The sequence below is a fragment of the Pseudomonas sp. Sample_16 genome (genome assembly GCF_004307665.1).
Taxonomy (GTDB): Bacteria; Pseudomonadota; Gammaproteobacteria; order Pseudomonadales; family Pseudomonadaceae; genus Aquipseudomonas.
Genome location: NZ_RCOB01000009.1, coordinates 53,058 through 69,560, shown reverse-complemented (window position 1 = coordinate 69,560; position 16,503 = coordinate 53,058). Strand labels below are relative to the sequence as shown.

The 16,503-nt window shown below is 59.5% G+C and carries 21 protein-coding genes and 1 pseudogene; 6 read left to right on the top strand and 16 right to left on the bottom strand.

Going from position 1 to position 16,503, the window contains the following annotated elements; translation table 11 throughout:
• Positions 1-16: 16 nt before the first annotated feature.
• The 4 genes from D8U69_RS01010 to D8U69_RS00995 all read right to left on the bottom strand — a co-directional run bounded on the left by D8U69_RS01010 (position 17) and on the right by D8U69_RS00995 (position 4,124).
• Positions 17-1,216, bottom strand: a complete 1,200-nt coding sequence (locus D8U69_RS01010) for an NAD(P)/FAD-dependent oxidoreductase (protein ID WP_130906483.1) — start codon at positions 1,214-1,216, stop codon at positions 17-19.
• 223 nt (positions 1,217-1,439) lie between these two features.
• Positions 1,440-1,814, bottom strand: coding sequence for a response regulator (locus D8U69_RS01005; RefSeq protein ID WP_056856826.1), 375 nt, complete (start codon positions 1,812-1,814; stop codon positions 1,440-1,442).
• Positions 1,815-1,913: 99 nt separating this feature from the next.
• The gene (locus D8U69_RS01000) at positions 1,914-2,567 is read right to left on the bottom strand and encodes a response regulator (RefSeq protein ID WP_130905087.1); all 654 of its coding nucleotides are present in this window, start codon (positions 2,565-2,567) and stop codon (positions 1,914-1,916) included.
• A 102-nt stretch (positions 2,568-2,669) separates the two neighbouring features.
• Positions 2,670-4,124, bottom strand: a complete 1,455-nt coding sequence (locus D8U69_RS00995) for an ATP-binding protein (RefSeq protein WP_347238258.1) — start codon at positions 4,122-4,124, stop codon at positions 2,670-2,672.
• Between the two features lie 415 nt (positions 4,125-4,539).
• On the opposite strand from D8U69_RS00995, the gene D8U69_RS00990 reads away from it, so the two are divergent.
• On the top strand, positions 4,540-5,514 hold the full coding sequence (locus tag D8U69_RS00990) for a LysR family transcriptional regulator (protein WP_130905085.1): 975 nt from the start codon (positions 4,540-4,542) through the stop codon (positions 5,512-5,514).
• Here D8U69_RS00990 and D8U69_RS00985 read toward each other — a convergent pair.
• From D8U69_RS00985 to D8U69_RS00970, 4 genes are all read right to left on the bottom strand, one after another.
• Positions 5,490-5,918: a nuclear transport factor 2 family protein gene (locus D8U69_RS00985; RefSeq protein WP_056856822.1), complete on the bottom strand. Its 429-nt coding sequence runs from the start codon at positions 5,916-5,918 to the stop codon at positions 5,490-5,492. The genes D8U69_RS00990 and D8U69_RS00985 overlap by 25 nt on opposite strands.
• Positions 5,919-5,945: 27 nt before the next feature.
• Positions 5,946-6,677, bottom strand: coding sequence for an SGNH/GDSL hydrolase family protein (locus D8U69_RS00980; protein WP_130906481.1), 732 nt, complete (start codon positions 6,675-6,677; stop codon positions 5,946-5,948).
• 101 nt (positions 6,678-6,778) lie between these two features.
• Positions 6,779-7,093: a type II toxin-antitoxin system YafQ family toxin gene (locus D8U69_RS00975; RefSeq protein WP_130906480.1), complete on the bottom strand. Its 315-nt coding sequence runs from the start codon at positions 7,091-7,093 to the stop codon at positions 6,779-6,781.
• Positions 7,059-7,349: a type II toxin-antitoxin system RelB/DinJ family antitoxin gene (locus D8U69_RS00970; RefSeq protein ID WP_130906479.1), complete on the bottom strand. Its 291-nt coding sequence runs from the start codon at positions 7,347-7,349 to the stop codon at positions 7,059-7,061. Before D8U69_RS00970 ends, D8U69_RS00975 begins: the two co-directional genes overlap by 35 nt.
• A gap of 156 nt (positions 7,350-7,505) precedes the next feature.
• Here D8U69_RS00970 and D8U69_RS29380 point away from each other — a divergent pair, with 156 nt between their 5' ends.
• Complete coding sequence (locus tag D8U69_RS29380) at positions 7,506-8,081, top strand: hypothetical protein (RefSeq protein ID WP_177434539.1); 576 nt, start codon at positions 7,506-7,508, stop codon at positions 8,079-8,081.
• Between the two features lie 50 nt (positions 8,082-8,131).
• Here D8U69_RS29380 and D8U69_RS00960 read toward each other — a convergent pair whose 3' ends face one another.
• The 4 genes and pseudogenes from D8U69_RS00960 to D8U69_RS00945 form a co-directional block, all read right to left on the bottom strand.
• The gene (locus D8U69_RS00960; RefSeq protein ID WP_130906478.1) at positions 8,132-8,698 is read right to left on the bottom strand and encodes a chorismate mutase; all 567 of its coding nucleotides are present in this window, start codon (positions 8,696-8,698) and stop codon (positions 8,132-8,134) included.
• 81 nt (positions 8,699-8,779) lie between these two features.
• The gene (locus D8U69_RS00955) at positions 8,780-9,079 is read right to left on the bottom strand and encodes a hypothetical protein (protein WP_056856816.1); all 300 of its coding nucleotides are present in this window, start codon (positions 9,077-9,079) and stop codon (positions 8,780-8,782) included.
• 54 nt (positions 9,080-9,133) lie between these two features.
• A pseudogene (locus D8U69_RS29690) lies at positions 9,134-9,329 on the bottom strand (thioesterase); the annotation flags it as partial.
• Positions 9,330-9,406: 77 nt separating this feature from the next.
• On the bottom strand, positions 9,407-9,736 hold the full coding sequence (locus D8U69_RS00945) for a hypothetical protein (protein WP_130906474.1): 330 nt from the start codon (positions 9,734-9,736) through the stop codon (positions 9,407-9,409).
• 236 nt (positions 9,737-9,972) lie between these two features.
• On the opposite strand from D8U69_RS00945, the gene D8U69_RS29685 reads away from it, so the two are divergent.
• Together D8U69_RS29685 and D8U69_RS00940 are read left to right on the top strand one after the other, a co-directional pair.
• A complete protein-coding gene (locus D8U69_RS29685) occupies positions 9,973-10,479 on the top strand; it encodes a tetratricopeptide repeat protein (RefSeq protein WP_241668634.1) in 507 nt (168 codons plus the stop codon).
• A 78-nt stretch (positions 10,480-10,557) separates the two neighbouring features.
• Positions 10,558-11,646, top strand: a complete 1,089-nt coding sequence (locus D8U69_RS00940) for a hypothetical protein (protein WP_241668633.1) — start codon at positions 10,558-10,560, stop codon at positions 11,644-11,646.
• A 31-nt stretch (positions 11,647-11,677) separates the two neighbouring features.
• On the opposite strand, the gene D8U69_RS00935 is transcribed toward D8U69_RS00940, so the two are convergent.
• From D8U69_RS00935 to D8U69_RS00925, 3 genes are all read right to left on the bottom strand, one after another.
• A complete protein-coding gene (locus D8U69_RS00935) occupies positions 11,678-12,370 on the bottom strand; it encodes an RES family NAD+ phosphorylase (RefSeq protein WP_056856813.1) in 693 nt (230 codons plus the stop codon).
• Complete coding sequence (locus D8U69_RS00930) at positions 12,364-12,768, bottom strand: antitoxin Xre-like helix-turn-helix domain-containing protein (protein ID WP_130905078.1); 405 nt, start codon at positions 12,766-12,768, stop codon at positions 12,364-12,366. Before D8U69_RS00930 ends, D8U69_RS00935 begins: the two co-directional genes overlap by 7 nt.
• A 92-nt stretch (positions 12,769-12,860) precedes the next feature.
• Positions 12,861-14,447 (bottom strand): winged helix-turn-helix domain-containing tetratricopeptide repeat protein, encoded by a 1,587-nt coding sequence (locus D8U69_RS00925; protein ID WP_130906477.1) that lies wholly within the window; start codon positions 14,445-14,447, stop codon positions 12,861-12,863.
• Positions 14,448-14,695: 248 nt separating this feature from the next.
• Between D8U69_RS00925 and D8U69_RS00920 the strand changes: the two genes are divergently transcribed.
• The gene (locus D8U69_RS00920) at positions 14,696-15,448 is read left to right on the top strand and encodes an SDR family oxidoreductase (RefSeq protein ID WP_056856811.1); all 753 of its coding nucleotides are present in this window, start codon (positions 14,696-14,698) and stop codon (positions 15,446-15,448) included.
• Positions 15,449-15,491: 43 nt separating this feature from the next.
• On the top strand, positions 15,492-15,911 hold the full coding sequence (locus D8U69_RS00915) for a cupin domain-containing protein (protein ID WP_056856810.1): 420 nt from the start codon (positions 15,492-15,494) through the stop codon (positions 15,909-15,911).
• A 151-nt stretch (positions 15,912-16,062) separates the two neighbouring features.
• Here the strand turns inward: D8U69_RS00915 and D8U69_RS00910 are convergent, their stop codons facing one another.
• A complete protein-coding gene (locus D8U69_RS00910; protein ID WP_130905076.1) occupies positions 16,063-16,455 on the bottom strand; it encodes a response regulator in 393 nt (130 codons plus the stop codon).
• Positions 16,456-16,503: the final 48 nt, after the last annotated feature.

Below are 16,503 nucleotides of genomic sequence, written 5' to 3'. Positions count from 1 at the left end.
CACCCGCGTTGTGGCTTCAGGCCACCGGAATCGATGGATCAGCCGCAGCCAGCGCAGTGGCACGATCTGCCGCTGGCGGGTAGATCCACACGGAGTTGATCTGGGTCTTGAGTTCCTTGGCTTCCTGTTTCACCAATTTCACCTGGCGATCCCAGCCCTCGGTGAACACCGCACCCCAGGTGCCCAGGTCCAGGCAAGTGACGTACTTGGGTTGGCTGTAGGCCATCGGTTCCACGCCCAGCAGTTCGGCGGCGACGTTGTTGCCGGCGTAGCGACCCAAAGCAATCGCGTGCTGGCAGGACATAGCGGCGAAATTGCCCTGATCATCGGTGGCGGCATAGGCCACGTCACCACTGGCGAAGACATCGGCGTGCCCGCGCACTTTCAGGTTCTGATCCACATGCAGACGACCCTGATGATCGCGGGTGCCTTGCACTTGCTCGGTCAGCGAGTGGGCGCGGAAACCCACGGTCCAGATCACTGTGTTGGACTCGATGCGACGGCCATCGGTGAGGGTCACACCGTTTGCATCGACCGAGGCCGTGGTGGCGCCGACCAGCCATTCGATGCCCAGATGTTCCGACGCCTCGACGATGGATGGGCGAATGCCGTCGCCAAGAGCGGCACCGATTTGCGGGGCGCGTTCGAGAACGACCACACGGATGTCGGCGTCATCACCCAACGCGGCACGCAGGCGTGCCGGCATTTCAGTGGCGGTTTCGATACCGGTGAAACCACCGCCGATCACCACTACGGTATTGCGCGCAGCACTGGCCGGCTGGTTTTTCAGCGCCTTGATGTGCGCTTCCAGTTCGGTGGCGGATTCGATTTCATCGACATCGAACGCATGCTCCAGGCCTTCGAGCGGCGGACGCATCAGCTTGCTGCCGGCAGCCAGCACCAGGCGGTCGTAGCTCAACTTGCCCTGGACACCGGCGACGTTGGTGTAGCCAACCTGTTTGTTTTTCTCGTCGATCACTTCGGCCGAACCCTGAACGAATTTCACGCCCACGGCATCGAACAGATCGTTCAGCGGTGCTTTCATGGTGTGTACATCGGGCTCGTAGAAGCGCGGGCGGATCCGCAGTTCAGCTTGAGGAGCCAGCACGGTGATTTCGATGTCATTTCGATCGTGCTTGTCCAGCAGACGGGCAGCGCTCAATGCGCTCCATACACCACCGAAACCTGCACCGATAATCAAAATTTGCTGTTTCATTGTTATGCTCCTGAAGAACAATCGAGGGAGAAAGTTGTTGCGATGTAAGCACTACCGCTGTGGCCAATCATTCGCGTAGTGGTAAAAAAAACGCGGCGCAGACGGTTCGGCTTGATCTGCAGCAGATGGTATTCGAGCGGTTTGAATCTGACACTGCTACATTGGGTCAGCGCGAGTATGAGTAAGTATGAGTGGGCTATACCAAGGTATTAACCGGCTGAAGTTAGTTGCGTCGGTTGAGGACTGTTTCGATACAGGCGAGCAACTTGTCGGTGGAAAAAGGCTTGGGGAAAAAGGCAATCGGTTTCTTCGCGCCGAGGCCGGGAGGCCGCTGTGCATAAGGGTTTCCCGTTATGAAAATCACCGGTATATGGATGCCTCGGGCCGCCAGTTGCTCATACATGCTGATGCCGTCCATTTCCGGCATTTGTATGTCGGAGATCAAACAGAACGTCACTAAAAGATCCTCGGAAAAAAGAAACTCCTTTGCTCCCCCGTACGTACGAACCCGATAACCACTGGATCGCAATAAACTGTCTAATGCCATTCGAACGGATTCATCGTTATCGACAACGGCAATCATTGCCTCATTACACATAGTGGTGTCCTGCCTGGTAACGCAGAACACTGAAAAGGCTCTGCGCCATCACTGCAAGATACGCTGTCCCGAAAGGACGCACAGCATACGTGGGTATAGTCACCTGATTGCGGGCTGGGCCGAGATCACCTCGGACATGCGCACCAGATCGGCAAAGGACCGCGCACCCATTTTGCGCATGGCCTGGCCGCGATGGATCTTCACGGTGATTTCGCTCAAGCCGATTTCCCCGGCAATCTGTTTGTTCATCAAGCCCGAGGCGGCCAGCGCCATAACCGTTTGTTCCCGGGCGGTGAGGGTTTGGTGGCGCGCCCGTAGTTCATCGGCATGGCGCTCGGACTCGCGACGTTGTTTATCCCGGCTGTGTGCGGCGCACACGGCGTCGATCAGATCCTGCTCGCGAAACGGCTTGGTCAGAAAATCCACCGCGCCGGCTTTCATCGCGCGCACCGTCATGGCGATATCGCCATGGCCGGTGATGAACACAATGGGTACGTTGATGCCGGCAGTGGCCAGTTCGTTTTGAAAGTCCAGGCCACTGCTGCCTTGTAACCTTACGTCCAGCACCAGGCAACTGACCGTGTCCGGTCGCTGGTACTTCATGAACTCGGCAACCGAACCGAACAACGCGACCCGCAGGCCGATCGATCGCAACAGACTGCCGAGGGATTCGCGCAGCGGCGCATCGTCGTCAACGATGAAAACCATGGACTCGTCTGGGGTAATTTTGTTGAGTGGATGTTGTTCGTTCATTGCTGATTCCCAAGGGGTGGACGCGCAACCGCCGGGGCTGTGTTCCTGGCGAGGGACGCTACATTAATTGTCAGTCCGACAGACGGCACTCATACCTGTGTATTAAATGGCCGCAGCGAAACCCTGATCGTTGGCGACGCGTATCGGCAGGGCAAACAGGAACGAACTGCCCTGGCCGGTTGCGCTGGTGGCCCAGATTCGCCCTTCGTGGAAATCGATGATCGAACGGCAAATGGCAAGGCCCATGCCCAGGCCGTTTGCCTTGGTGGTGAAGAAGGGCGTGAACAACTGGGGCAAGATGTCGGCAGGTATGCCCGGGCCTTGATCGGCTACTTCCAGCAACACTTCGTTGTGTTTGACCCAGGTGCGGATGCAAAGCACCCGTTCGCAAGGACTGACTGCCTCCATGGCCTGGCAGGCGTTGATGATCAGGTTGATGATGACTTGCTGCAGCTGCACGCGGTCGGCACTGACCTGGCCGCCGAATGCGTTCAGTTCGATTTTCGGATTGATCTTGTGATGCGCCAGTTCGCAGCGCACCAGGCTCAGGGTTTCGCTGACGATGTCGTTGAGCGATTCGTTCTGGCGCAACGGGTCGCACTTGCGCGACAGCGCCCTGACCCGACGGGTGATTTCACTCGCGCGGCTCGAACTGGCGATGATGCGTTCGAGTGACTGACGCGCTTCGAGTACATCGGGGTGCGGCCGGCTCAGCCAATTGCGGCAGGCCTCGGCACTGCTGGTGATCGCCGCCAACGGCTGATTGACTTCATGGGCAATGGACGCCGCCAATTCGCCCAGGGTGGTCACGCGGGTGACGTGCGCCAATTCGGTCTGGGCGCGGCACAGCGCCTCTTCGGCTTGTTTGCTGGCAGTCACGTCCATCAGCGCGCCCAGATACTCGAAACAGCCTTTTCGGGTGAAGAGCGGGGTGGCGAACAAATGCAGATGCTTGATTCGTCCATCGGGCATCAGCAGGCGGTGTTTGACCTCGATCAGGGTTTCATGGCGCGCAGCCTTGTCGAAACCGTCCAGTACCAGCGGCAGGTCATCGGGGTGGGTTCGCTCCAGAAACAACGCCACCGAGGGCGGTGTGCCCGTTGGGTATTCGAGGATCCGTGCCGCCTGTTCCGACCAGCCCATTCTGCCGAGGTCGGCGCGAAAGCCAAAGCAAGCGGTCTGGGTCAGGCGCTGGGCACCGACCATATAGACTTCCTTGTGGCGCAGGTTGTCGGAGACCCGTTTGCTGCGAAGCGCCAGATAGACAATGGCCGCCAGTACAGCCAGGCTGTGCAGCAAATCAGTGACGGTTTCCCAGTGTTGGAACCCGCCCTGATACAAGCACATCGTCGTCAGCACCAACATGCAAAACAACGCAACAACGATCACTGCGCTGATCGACAGCAGGTTGATCGCCATCAACAACAGCGCGATATACAGCGTGGTGGTGGTCAGGTCGGTGCGGGTTTCGGTGTTGATCAATATGCAGGACGCCACGATCAACCCCATCAGCCACACCAGGGGTGCTTCCAGCGGCTTGAGACTGAGACCGAGCAAGAGACGAGAGGTCCTTTGGCCTGTGTTGAACAGCATCTTGCTGCAGGTTCCTTTTGCAAAGGGCGGCGTGCGCTCAGGGGCAGGCTTTTGTGTGGGCGTTTCGATCATGCGCGCCTCGGTTTCTTGTTCGGGCTGGGGCGGAGAATCGGTTCAGTATCCTAGAAGCACGGGCGTGCCACACGTTAGGACAAAAAACCCGTGAAACCTGCCACGGCGTCATGTGGCGCTTATATTGGGCATAGGCAAGTCATTCATTTAAATGCGCTTTTTACAGGGCGCTATACCGAAGTATCAGCACACTCACCTAATGCATGATCGTTTTGTCCCCATGTACGACAGACGTTCCGCCACCACACTCATAACCTGTACAGGCACCTTCCCGAACTCAATGGCCGTGTGCCGGGTAGCGAACCTCATGAACAGAAATGACCTGCGTCGTGCCGACATCAACCTGCTGGTGGTTTTCGAAACGATGATGCATGAGCGAAATGTCAGTCGCGTCGGCGAAAAGCTTTTCCTTGGGCAACCCACCATCAGCGGTGCCCTGGGCCGTTTGCGCGTGTTGTTCGATGACCCGCTGTTCATTCGTTGCGGGCGGGTGATGGAGCCGACTGCGCGGGCCGAGGAAATCTTTGCCAATCTGGCGCCGGCGCTGGACGGCATCGCCGCTGCGCTGAGCCGTTGCCAGTCGTTCGATCCACGCACCAGCGATACGACGTTTCACATCGGACTGTCCGACGATGTCGAATATGCGTTGCTGCCACGGCTGTTGCGCCAGCTGCGTATCGAGGCACCGAACATCAAATTGATCATGCTTCGGGTCGATCAACAGCAGATGTCGCAGAGGCTGGTGAACGGCGACATCTCCATGGGCATCAGCCATACCCTCGACCTGCCGGCCAGTGCGCGACGCAAGGGGCTGCGACAGATTCGCCCGACGCTGCTGCGTTTTGACACTCGGCCTGGACCGTTGGCCCTGGACGAGTTCTGTCGGCGCCCGCATGTCGTGGTGTCGTCCATGGGCAATGCCACGGATGATACCGACCACGCCCTGAGCCTGCTGGGCCGACAGCGCAAGGTGGTGTTGACCGTTGCACAGTTCAGTGCGTTGCCGGGGTTGCTGGCGCAAAGCGACATGCTGGCCATCGTGCCGGATTACGTGGCCAAGGCGATGGCATCGGTGGCGGGCATGCGGGCTGAGCCGGCACCGCTGCACCTGCCGGTACATGAGTTGTCGATGGTCTGGCGCGCAGCAGCGCACGCGGATTCAGGCCAGCGCTGGTTACGTTCGCGCTGCAGTGCGTTTCTCTGTGAGCCGGTCGAGTTGCAGGTGGTGCCCAAGGCCCGACCGGCGTTGCGCAGCGATCAGGCCTTGCTGGCGGCCAGATAGGCACCGAGGCGTCGGCCCATTTCTTCACCCAGTGCCTGCAAGCCGCTGAGCGGACGAACCATCACTTCGAAATCGACGATTTTCCCCTGCTCGTTGAAGCGGATCATGTCGATGCCCTTGAGCTGTTTCTCGCCGACCCTGGCGCTGAACTCGAGGATGACATTCAAGCCGTCGGCGGTCGCCAGTTCACGGTGATAGGTAAAGTCTTCGAACACCTGGGACACCGTGTTGAGGATCATCGATACCACCGGCGCGCCCGGATACGGTGTGTGCGCCATCGGTGAACGGAACACCGCTTGCGGATCCAGCAACGTCGGCAAGGACTTCAAATCGCCAGTGCGGATCATCGCGTGCCACAGGCTCAAGGACTCCGCGGCTTTGGGGTGCAGTTGCAGTTCAGACATATTCAACTCCTGTTTTTTTGTTGTTGTTCAAAGCTTGCCTGATGCGGGTTTACCCAGTTGGCGGGCAATGACCTGCGCGGCGTCATCTGCCCAGAGGCTGTAGATGGCCGGCCCCGGATGAAAACCGTCCCGCGCCATCGAACCGGCCACGGGGGCCAGGTCGGTTGTCAGCATCGTACAGTGATCTTCGCGGCTTGCCAGTTGCGCCAGGCGTGTATTGAAACGCGCCGCCCGATTGCCCAGATACCAGCGCAGCGGTTGCGGCAACGCAGGAAACAGATGCATGGGCGGGACAGGGGACATCACGATCTGCCTGGCTGCGAATCGGCCGCGCAGCACAGCCAATAACTGTTGTTGCCGGGCGATCCACTGATCAACCGTCAGTGTACTGGTGACATCGTTGACCCCAATCGACAGCAGCACTACATCAAAGACCTGCGGTGGCTGCTGCTCAAGCATTTCAAGTAACGCCTGCGAGTCTAGACCCGAACGTGCCCAGAGGCTCCATCTCACCTGGTAATCCCTGGCCAAGCGACTGACCAGTTGCCCGCTCAAGGCCTCGGCCTGGGTCGACGCCCCGACACCCGCGGCGGCACTGTCGCCCAGTATCAACAGGCGCAGGACCTCACCACTGCCCGCCATACCCTGGCGCTCCCCCTCGGCTTCGGGCAGTTTCGGCGTAACCCGCCGCGTGTACGCACCCTGCATCAGCAACACAGGGCCGAGCATGATTTTGGCCAGCGCTTCGGTCTTGCTCATGGGAGAGATCCGCAGAAAGGAGGCATAGGTTCGCTTAAAAACCGCCCACGAAAAAGCCCCGAATCAATCGAGGCTTGGTGTTTTTTTGCTGGTGTTCGGCGTTATTTGAACAGTTCGGAGTGACTGTCGAGGTCGATAAATGTGAGCAGGTCGGGGCGTGTGTGCTGATAGATCAGCGAGAAGTCACCACCCATATGGCATTCTCGAAAACCGCTCCAATCTCCCGACAACGCGTGATCAAGGTAGTTTGCTGGTAACGGCTCTCCCAAGAAAAGCATGACCATTACCTGACGAACCTCATTCATATTGCGTCGGCCGGCACGCTTGTAGCGTTCCCACGACTTCTTGAACTCCGAGGTCTGTACACACTGCTTTGGCAGTTCAGCGCGTTTTTGTTTTTTCTCCGGTTTCGCCATCAACATCCCTCAGCATTTCGTCTATCGAGCCGAACCGCTGACGAATTTCGCGTGCTTGCATCATGGCGCGAGCCGTTTTCTCGGAAGGGACGCGAACTTCAAACGGTAGTCCCTGAGTCGCGACAACCTGACGAAGAAAAAGACGCATGGCGTCACTGATGCTCAAGCCGCACGCACTCAAAACTTCGGTAGCTCGTGCTTTCAAATCCTCATCAATACGGCAACGCACGTCAGTCGTTTTCAGTAATGCACCCATGGCAGTGACCTCATTATTAATTTGTAGCTACATCAGCGCTACCTCCGGCATTCTGGTTGAGCAGGGGGTTCAGGGTCAACTGCAGCATGATGGGTGGTTGAAAGCGTGTCTCCCGGCTGAGTTCCCAAACCGATATTTCAACGGTTACCGCTCGTTTTGAATATCAGCCTGATCCTTGTTTTGTATGGGATGGGGCTCGATCTCGTGCAGGAAATTGCCATGGGCGAAAGTCCCTTTTTCAACGTGCACGAAAAAGCCCGGCTGATCAGGCCGGGCTTTTTTGGCTGTTGCGGTGTAGCTATTTATTTAGGCGACGGTGTTGCCATTCAGGCGGTCGGAACCATCGGCGGCGACGGTGTTGCCTTGCAGGCGGTCGGAGCCATCGGCGGCGACGGTGTTGCCTTGCAGGCGGTCGGAGCCATCGGCAGCGACGGTGTTGCCTTGCAGGCGATCGGAACCATCGGCGGCGACGCGGTTTTCGATCAGGCGATCGGAACCGCCTTCTGCGACACGATTCTGGATCAGACGATCCGAACCCCCTTCAGCCACACGATTTTCAATCAGTCGATCCGAGCCGCCTTCAGCGACTACAGGTTGAACAGAGGTCGCGGCAAATGCGTTGATTGCGAAAACCGAGAAAGCGATGCTGAGGATGGTTTGGCGTTTCATGATCGTGTGCTCCGGGGTGTTGTTGGTTGGTATGGAGCCAATGTTACGCCGTGCAGTTTTTAAGAGAACTTCATTGAATCAATGGTGACTATCGACGCAGTCAATGGATGCGGTCATTGATCCGTCACGCACAATTCACCGGTTGCGCGGATCAATGCCTGGCCATGCAGGGCATCCTTGATCAGGCTGGCGCGATGTTCGGCCAGCCAGTTAGGGCATTCCGGGTCGACGCGATAGGGCATGAAATCGGCGTATTGCTGCAACAGGCGGACTTGCAGCATATCCAGTTTTGGCCGGATTTGACTCAGGTCGGGCCGTGGCACGTCGGGTGCCTTGCGGGCGGCTTGCCAGACAGCGAGCAGCCCATACTGCACCAGTTTGTTGGCTTCGATCTGCGCCGCAACCAATTCGGCCGCTTCGTCCGGGTCAAGTTTTTGCTGAACCGCCTGCTTGCGGGCGTTGGCAATGACTTGCGCTTCGCGGGCTGTATCCTGGATTGGCTTGCCACTGTCCCACTTGGTCAGCGCCACCTGATCGGCAATATTCAGGCGCTCATTGATGGTTGCCAGTAACGGTTGCAGGGCATCGGGGGCAGGGGAAGGGGCAGCGTGAGCAGCTGCGGCGACCAAGCCGAGCAGGGCGCCGCTCAGCAGTTGCGGCAAGCGTGGGCAGTGGAACATAAGCAAACCTCTTGGGCATGGGATGCGCATCAGGTCTTATGTATCACAGCACAGACGTTGGTACGAAGCTCAATGGTGTAATCAATCTGTTACAGCCGCAGCCAATAACTGCTCGATCTGCGCCAGTTCCCAGGTGCTGAGCAAGCTCACCGGATCGGTGCCGAAACGTTGCCCTCCATCGAAAATCCGCCCGTCCGCACTCTGGCAGCCGAGGCAGTGGCGCAGGCGACCAGCGTCGATATCAAGGCGCAAACGCCAGCCATCGATATCGACCTGCACCATGCCAGGCTCAGATTGTTCATCAAGACGCTGGAGCGAGCGCAGGCCCAGGGCAGCGTCGCGCAATTGCTGGTAAACCTCGCGGGCAGTCAAGGGGGGCACAGGTGTCTCCGGGCAGTGGATGGAGCGACAGGATAAAGTGCACCCCCGCGACTGTCATTCTACGGCCTGTGCCTGTCGAGCACGCGGCGCCTCTTCGTCCCGCAGATGAAGGCTCATGCCGTCGCAACTTTGTGACCACTCCGTCAGCCACGAAGGCATTTGCATCGACTGTTCCGACAACCCCAGTTCGCGGGCAAATTCGCCGGGTCACCGTACCTTTCGCTGCACGGAACAGGCCGCGCATCACCACCCAGTTGCTGGCCGCACACGAAAAAGCCCGGCTGATCAGGCCGGGCTTTTTGCTGGGTACCGCGATGTTGCGATTGATTATGCAACGGTATTGCCTTGCAGGCGGTCGGAGCCATCGGCAGCGACTTCGTTGCCTTTCAGGCGGTCGGAACCGTCAGCGGCGACGGTGTTGCCTTGCAGGCGGTCGGAGCCATCGGCGGCGACTTCATTACCTTTCAAACGATCCGAACCATCAGCCGCTACAGCATTGCGTTTTTCCAGCAGGCGATCAGCGCCACCTTCAGCCACACGGCTTTCGATCAGTCGATCCGAGCCGCCTTCAGCGACGACGGGTTGAACAGAGGTCGCGGCAAAAGCGTTGATTGCGAAAACCGAGAAAGCGATGCTGAGGATGGTTTGGCGTTTCATGATCGTGTGCTCCGGGGTGTTGTTGGTTGGTATGGAGCTGATGTTACGCCGCGCAGTTTTTAAGAGAACTTCATTGATGTGATGGTGAACATCGACGGCATTGATAGAGCGGACGAGCTACCTCCCGTGGGCGTGATGATGCGGCCTGACCTGTCGTCGGCTGCACTGCCTGGGCACAAGCGTGGGGGTATCCTGTTTCTTCGCGGGTTTCACGCTCTGATCGGGAGGGTAAACCGATGCATGACTACTACGATTTGGGCACCTACAGCCGCCCGGTGACAACGAGTTCGCCACAAGCCCAGCTCTGGTTCGACCGCGGCCTGATGTGGTGCTACGGCTACAACCACGACGAGGCCATCCGCTGCTTTCACAAAGCCCTCGAACATGACCGCGAATGTGCGATGGCTTACTGGGGGATCGCCTATGCCAGCGGCCCCAACTACAACAAGCGTTGGGATGCTTTCATCGAGCAGGAACTCAAGGAGGCCGTGGCCCAGGCCCGGTTGGCGACGCAAATTGCATTGGTGCACCTGGACGGCGCAACGGCGGTGGAACAGGCGCTGATTCGCGCACTGCAGCAACGCTATCAGTCCGAGCAGGCCACGACCCTCGACGAACTCCTCACCTGGAACGATGCTTACGCCGCCGCCATGCGTGAGGTCTACCAAGCCTTTCCCGACGATCCGGATGTCACGGCACTGTTCGCTGAAGCGTTGATCGACCGCACGCCCTGGCAACTCTAGGACCTGAAAACCGGCACTCCGGCCCCCGGCGCCGACACGCTGGAAACTGTGGCCGTGCTGGAGCAGGCGCTGCAGCGCATGACTCAGAAGGGTGAGACACCGCACCCCGGCGTGCTGCATATGTATGTGCATACCATGGAAATGTCGCCGTACCCGGAACGGGCACTGCGCGCCGGCGACATGCTGCGGGACCTGGTGCCGGACGCCGGTCATTTGCGCCACATGCCGTCGCACATCGACGTGCTGTGCGGCGATTACCGTGGCGCGATGATCACCAACAGCCGCGCGATCGAGGTCGACAGCCAATACCTGGCGCAAGAAGGCCCGCTCAATTTCTACACCCTGTACCGATGCCACAACTACCACTTCAAACTCTATGCAGCGATGTTTCTCGGCCAGTATCAACCGGCGCTGGACGCTGCCGAACAGATGAGCGCGACGATCAAGGAAGAACTGCTGCGCGTTGAGCAACCGCCCATGGCCGACTGGCTGGAAGGCTTCGTTTCGATGAAGCTGCACGTGCAGATCCGCTTCGGCAAATGGCAGGACATTCTCGCAACGCCGTTACCCCACGATCCGGCGTTGTACTGCGTGACCACCGCCATACTGCATTACGCCAAAGGCGTGGCGCACGCGGCGTGCGGGCAGGTCGCTGCCGCTGAAGCCGAACAGCAGCACTTCCTCGAAGCCTGGGCACGGGTGCCGGACACTCGCTACCTGTTCAACAACACCTGCAACGACATCCTGGCCGTGGCCGGGGGCATGTTGCGCGGGGAAATCGAGTACCGCAAAGGTCATGTGGACGAGGCCTTCGCCCACCTGCGCGAGGCACAAGCGCTGGACGATCACTTGCCGTATGACGAGCCTTGGGGCTGGATGCAACCGGTACGCCACGCGCTTGGCGCCCTGTTGCTTGAGCAGGGCAGGGTAGAAGAAGCCTTGCAGGCCTATCGCGCCGATCTGGGACTGGATAACACACTCAGCCGGGCATCCTGGCATCTGGACAACGTCTGGAGCCTGCATGGTTATGTCGAATGCCTGACGCGCCTGGGGCGCGAGGCAGAAGCGGCGGCTGCAAAGATCCGCCTCGATCTGGCCATGGCCCGTGCCGATGTGGAGATATCGGCATCGTGTTTCTGCCGGGTCGGCCAGCGTTGTTGCCATTGAGCTGCCCGATCGGCAGGCAAGAAACGCCGCCTCAAGCCTCGCTGATCTGGCTGACGCTGGTGATCTGGCCGTTCCAGACCATCTCGTAATGGGCGCTCTGGATGATCGACGACACAGGTTTGGGCGTCATCAATGCCCAGCACAAGCTGCCCGGCAGACGCACCGAGTGATAGCGCAGCCCGGGGCAGCGAGCCTTCCTGATTTCCCGGCCCAGCACTCGTGACTGGCTGTAGTCGTCCGGCGCATAGATCGGGTCATGGGTCGGCAGGGTGGCCGCGTCCTTCATTCCCGCATCACCAAAAGTGCAGGTCAGCCCGCGAAACACAAAGCGTTCATAGTTCAGGCTTGGCACTTTCGACCAGTACAGGCTCTGGTGATACCGCACCTCGGCCAGCGCGGTTTCCATCGAGTCGGCAAGGTACAACACCCCAAAGCTGCCATCACTGAACCGCGAACCGGCCGGATTGACGTGCGTAAACGGCGCCGTCGCATAGGAACACCCGGGGATGCCGAACGGAATTTCACTTCGTGGAATCAGCTCCAGTTGACCCACTTCATTCTTCAGTCGGGGATTGACCAGCGCCTGAATCTCGAACAGCACGTCGAACTCGTCCGCGTCAGCCACGTCTTCGAACAAGGCAATCGGCGGAAACTTCGAGTTGACCAGCCGATACGCCTGCAACGGCTTGCCGGCAAACACCGGCAGCTCAGCCACCTTCACCACTGCGCGCCCCGCAGCACATCAATGCGCCGGAAGGTTTCGTACAACGAAATCATGTCGCCCTGGGCCATGATCTCCAGCGGGCTGCGGCCATTGAAAAACTCGTTGTCATTGGCCATCGACGGGAAACCGTAGACGTTCTCGGGGTTATCGAACACCAGGCGCAGGGTGGCGTGAATGTTCAGCACAAAACTGATGCGCTGCATCTGGTCTGCATCCAGCGCCACTGACCAGTCAGGGTCACGCTGCCGTGCGCGGGTGTAGGTGCTGCGGGAAATGCGCAGAATGTGACACGCCTGCTCGCTGCTGGCCTGCCATTTTTCCAAAATGCTCACGGCGGCACGCAGCCCGGTGACGCACTGGTTTTTGCTGAACGATTGCGCTTGCGCGGCGACGGCCATGTTCGTTACCTGACTGAGTCCATAGACACAAAATTAGGCATTATGAATCTATAGATCAAGTGGCATGCGACCAGCGGCCTAAGGGCTGTCTGTCACTCCGGCATGCCCGCCAACCGCAGTCCGTCGGCGAACAGCGCGAGATCCACAGGCCGCTGGATCGGCAGCCAGTCCTGGAGGTTGCACAGGCGCAACGTTGGGTCCTGCTCACGCAGGCGTTGCATCGCCAGTGTCGCCTTATCCATTCGGTCGCCGAAGGCATGGCTGGCCGCCAGCAGCGCCGCGGCGGGAAGCAGGCTGGGCAGGTTGCCCAGTGCCTTTTCCGCCCAGTGGGCGGCGGCATCGAATTGACCGGCGAAGAAATTCGCGAGCGCCATCCCGACTTGCATTCTGAACATTTCCGGATCCAGCGGACTCAAGCGCACGGCATGGCTCAAATCCTTGATGGCCATGTCTGTTTCACCGTGCAATGCGCGCAGGATGCCGCCCAGGTACCAGGCGGGTGCCAGATTGGGATTGAGCAGCCTGGCCCTGTCGAGCAGGGCGATGCCGCTGTCCACTTCACCCGCGAGATGGGCCAGTGCATGGCCGCCACGGGTCAATGCAACCGCATCATCGCGGCCCAAAGCCACCGCCAGGCGCGCCAGGCGAATGCCCTCGGCGATCTCGCCAGGTCGATCGGCCATCCAGCCATTGAGCTTGCGCCAGAAGTGGCACCAGGCGGACATGCCATAGGCCGAGGAAAATTCCGGGTCGAGCTCGATCGCTGTGTAGAACATCGGCAACGCCTGCTCGATGGCTTCGCGGCTGCCGCTGTGCAGATTGGCCATGGCGCGCAAATAGTAATCGTAGGCGCCCAGGCTTTCCGTCGGCTTGCGTTTGGCGCGCTCGATTTCTGCCTGTTCCAGTTGCGGCGCGATGGCGCCGACCACGCTTTCGGTGATGCGATCCTGCAACTCGAAGATGTCGTCGAGCAAACCTTCGAAGCGCTCCGCCCAGATATGCGTCCCGCTTGTCGCGTCGATCAGCTGTCCGGTGATGCGCACCTTGTTTGCGCATTTGCGCACGCTGCCTTCAAGCACATAACGCACTCCCAATTCCTGGCCTACACCCTGAGCGTCCACTGACCGGCCCTTGTAGGTGAAGCTGGAGTTGCGCGCGATGACGAACAGCCAGCGGATACGCGACAGCGCGGCGATGATGTCTTCCACGACGCCGTCAGCGAAGTATTCCTGCTCCGGATCGCCGCTCAGGTTATGGAAAGGCAGGACCGTAATCGAGGGTTTGTCCGGCAGGGCGAGAACAGCAGGGGATGCTTGCCTGGGGGGCACGGGCTGTCGATCAAGGTCGGCTGGTGGCGCTTGTCCGCTGTCGTCGACCCTGACCTGTCCGACGAAACGGTAACCCTTGCGGGCCACCGTGCGCACCAGACGCTGTTCTTCGCCGGTATCGCCGATAGCCTTGCGCACTGCGTTGATGTGGCTGGTGATCGTTGACTCCGAGACGATCCGACCGCTCCACACCCCTTCAAGCAATTCGTCCTTGCTGACCACGCGATCGGGGTTGCTGACCAACAGCAGCAACAGATCGAAGACCTGCGGGCCGACAGCGACGGCCTGCCCGCGCAAAGTCAGTTCCCGGCGATCCTGATTGAGCACGAAATCATCAAATGCGAACTGCAACGTGAGCTTCCCCTGGCGCAGCGCCTTCGACTCCGTGTCCCAGGCGATTGTCGATTGAACGTTAATGATACGGCAGCTCAAAAGCCGCTGCACCGTCTGCGATCCGGGCGGTTGGACAGCCGCTTTGGACATAAATCCAAGGATTCGCCAAGACAAAGCCAAGGCCGGCGCAAGGACTCGGTCCGGATGCCCAGGCATTCTTGTTCCACACCGACGCAACGGTTGCAGTCGACAAATGGAGAAAACCCATGAAGATCGTCGTCATCGGAGGCTCCGGCCTCATCGGATCGAAACTTGTGAACATCCTTCAGGAACGCGGGCATGACGTGCTCGCCGCCAGCCCGAGCACAGGCGTGAACAGCATCACCCGCGAAGGCCTGGCCGAAGCGATGGATGGTGCTGATGTCGTGGTGGACGTGGCGAACGCGCCGTCGTGGGAAGATCAGGCCGTTCTCGATTTCTTCGAAACCTCGAGCCGCAACCTGCTGGCCGCCGAAGCGGCTGCCGGGGTTCGCCATCATGTCGCGTTGTCGATTGTCGGCACTGATCGGTTGCCCGATAACGGTTACTTCCGGGCCAAGGTCGCGCAAGAAAAACTGATCAAGGCGTCCGGCATTCCTTACACGCTGCTGCGGGCCACGCAGTTCTTCGAGTTCGTCGGCGGCATTGCCCAATCGTTCGCCGTCGGTGACGCGATTTACGCTTCGCCGGCGCTGATTCAGCCAATGGCGTCTGATGACGTCGTGGCAGCGCTGGCCGACGTGGTGCTGGCGGCACCGGTCAATGGCACGGTCGAAGTCGCAGGTCCCGAAGCCTTGCCGATCGACGAACTGGTCAGGCGCTTCCTGCGGGCCACCCAGGACAACCGCAAGGTCGTTGCGGACGTGAACGCACGTTACTTCGGCTCCGTGCTCGACGACCAATCGCTGACCGCCGGCAAGAACGCACGCCTGGGCGCCATCCGCTTCGAAGACTGGCTCGCTCAGTCCTCGACCCGATAACCCTGCGCATCATCACTTTCGCATCCACGAAGGAGCAATCACCATGGTTACTCGTCTGCTGTTAGCCGCTGTCTTTGCAACGCTGTCGATCGGTGCAGCGTCGGTTTCGGCCGCTGAGCCACCCCCCGGCAAGGTGACCGTCGTGTTCGACCGTCCCATTCCCAACATCCCCGGCAAGAGCATGAAAGGTGTGATGGTCGAGTATGGGCCAGGCGCCGCATCGCCAGCCCACACCCATCCGAAAACCGCATTCATCTATGCCACGGTCCTCGAGGGCTCGTTCCGCATCAAGATCAAAGGCGAGCCTGAAAAGATCTACCGTGTCGGCGAAAATTTCGTAGAAGAGCCGGGTTCCGTGCACGAAGTCAGCGCCAACGCCAGCGACACCGAACCTGCGCGCCTGTTGGCGGTGTTCGTGGTCGACAGCGGTGATATGCCGCTGGTGACACCGATCAAAAAGTGAGCCGGACTCATCGATACGCGACGGCCGGGTGGCAGGTCACTGCCGCCCTGTGGTCGCGGTTGGCGTGGTAATGAATTCGTGCCGTTTAGCCCAACGAGGTACGGGTAGAAGCGCTTCGAGACGGGATTCGATTTGGCGTCAGCATGTGTTTTCAGTGACGCTGGAGGAGGGCGGCTTCGATGCAGTTGAGCAACCTGTCGGCGTCACAGGGTTTGGGCAGGCAGGCAATCAGCTCTGGGGAATGGGAGCCCAGGGGCGGAGCCGCTCCTGGATAGGCAGTGATTAAAATTGTAGGGATGTGGTAACCCGTCGCGATGAGACGCTCAAGCATCTCCACGCCGCTCATCCCCGGCATCTGGATGTCGGAAACCAGGCAATCTGTTTCAGTGGTGGCGTTGGCGTCGAGGAACTCCACGGCGCTGCAATAGGTTCGGGTTTTGTAGCCACTGGATCGCACCAGGCTTTCCAGGGCACCGCGGACGGAATCGTCATCATCGACGATGGCAATGGTGGTTGCAGTGCGCATCGGGGTGTTTTGCGTCATGTGGTCTGGCTCGTGAATGCGCCTGTCGTTACTACACGATACGCGGTA

Excerpts from the sequence above, each read along its gene's own strand:
- D8U69_RS00960 (WP_130906478.1), bottom strand. The coding sequence starts at position 8,698 with ATGTTCCACTGCCCACGCTTGCCGCAACTGCTGAGCGGCGCCCTGCTC.
- D8U69_RS00910 (WP_130905076.1), bottom strand. The coding sequence starts at position 16,455 with ATGACGCAAAACACCCCGATGCGCACTGCAACCACCATTGCCATCGTC.
- D8U69_RS00940 (WP_241668633.1), top strand. The coding sequence starts at position 10,558 with ATGACTCAGAAGGGTGAGACACCGCACCCCGGCGTGCTGCATATGTAT.
- D8U69_RS00980 (WP_130906481.1), bottom strand. The coding sequence starts at position 6,677 with ATGAGCAAGACCGAAGCGCTGGCCAAAATCATGCTCGGCCCTGTGTTG.
- D8U69_RS00985 (WP_056856822.1), bottom strand. The coding sequence starts at position 5,918 with ATGTCTGAACTGCAACTGCACCCCAAAGCCGCGGAGTCCTTGAGCCTG.
- D8U69_RS00920 (WP_056856811.1), top strand. The coding sequence starts at position 14,696 with ATGAAGATCGTCGTCATCGGAGGCTCCGGCCTCATCGGATCGAAACTT.
- D8U69_RS00975 (WP_130906480.1), bottom strand. The coding sequence starts at position 7,093 with ATGGCGAAACCGGAGAAAAAACAAAAACGCGCTGAACTGCCAAAGCAG.
- D8U69_RS00915 (WP_056856810.1), top strand. The coding sequence starts at position 15,492 with ATGGTTACTCGTCTGCTGTTAGCCGCTGTCTTTGCAACGCTGTCGATC.
- D8U69_RS01010 (WP_130906483.1), bottom strand. The coding sequence starts at position 1,216 with ATGAAACAGCAAATTTTGATTATCGGTGCAGGTTTCGGTGGTGTATGG.
- D8U69_RS01000 (WP_130905087.1), bottom strand. The coding sequence starts at position 2,567 with ATGAACGAACAACATCCACTCAACAAAATTACCCCAGACGAGTCCATG.
- D8U69_RS00930 (WP_130905078.1), bottom strand. The coding sequence starts at position 12,768 with ATGGCCGTCGCCGCGCAAGCGCAATCGTTCAGCAAAAACCAGTGCGTC.
- D8U69_RS00945 (WP_130906474.1), bottom strand. The coding sequence starts at position 9,736 with ATGAAACGCCAAACCATCCTCAGCATCGCTTTCTCGGTTTTCGCAATC.
- D8U69_RS00970 (WP_130906479.1), bottom strand. The coding sequence starts at position 7,349 with ATGGGTGCATTACTGAAAACGACTGACGTGCGTTGCCGTATTGATGAG.
- D8U69_RS01005 (WP_056856826.1), bottom strand. The coding sequence starts at position 1,814 with ATGTGTAATGAGGCAATGATTGCCGTTGTCGATAACGATGAATCCGTT.
- D8U69_RS00990 (WP_130905085.1), top strand. The coding sequence starts at position 4,540 with ATGAACAGAAATGACCTGCGTCGTGCCGACATCAACCTGCTGGTGGTT.
- D8U69_RS29685 (WP_241668634.1), top strand. The coding sequence starts at position 9,973 with ATGCATGACTACTACGATTTGGGCACCTACAGCCGCCCGGTGACAACG.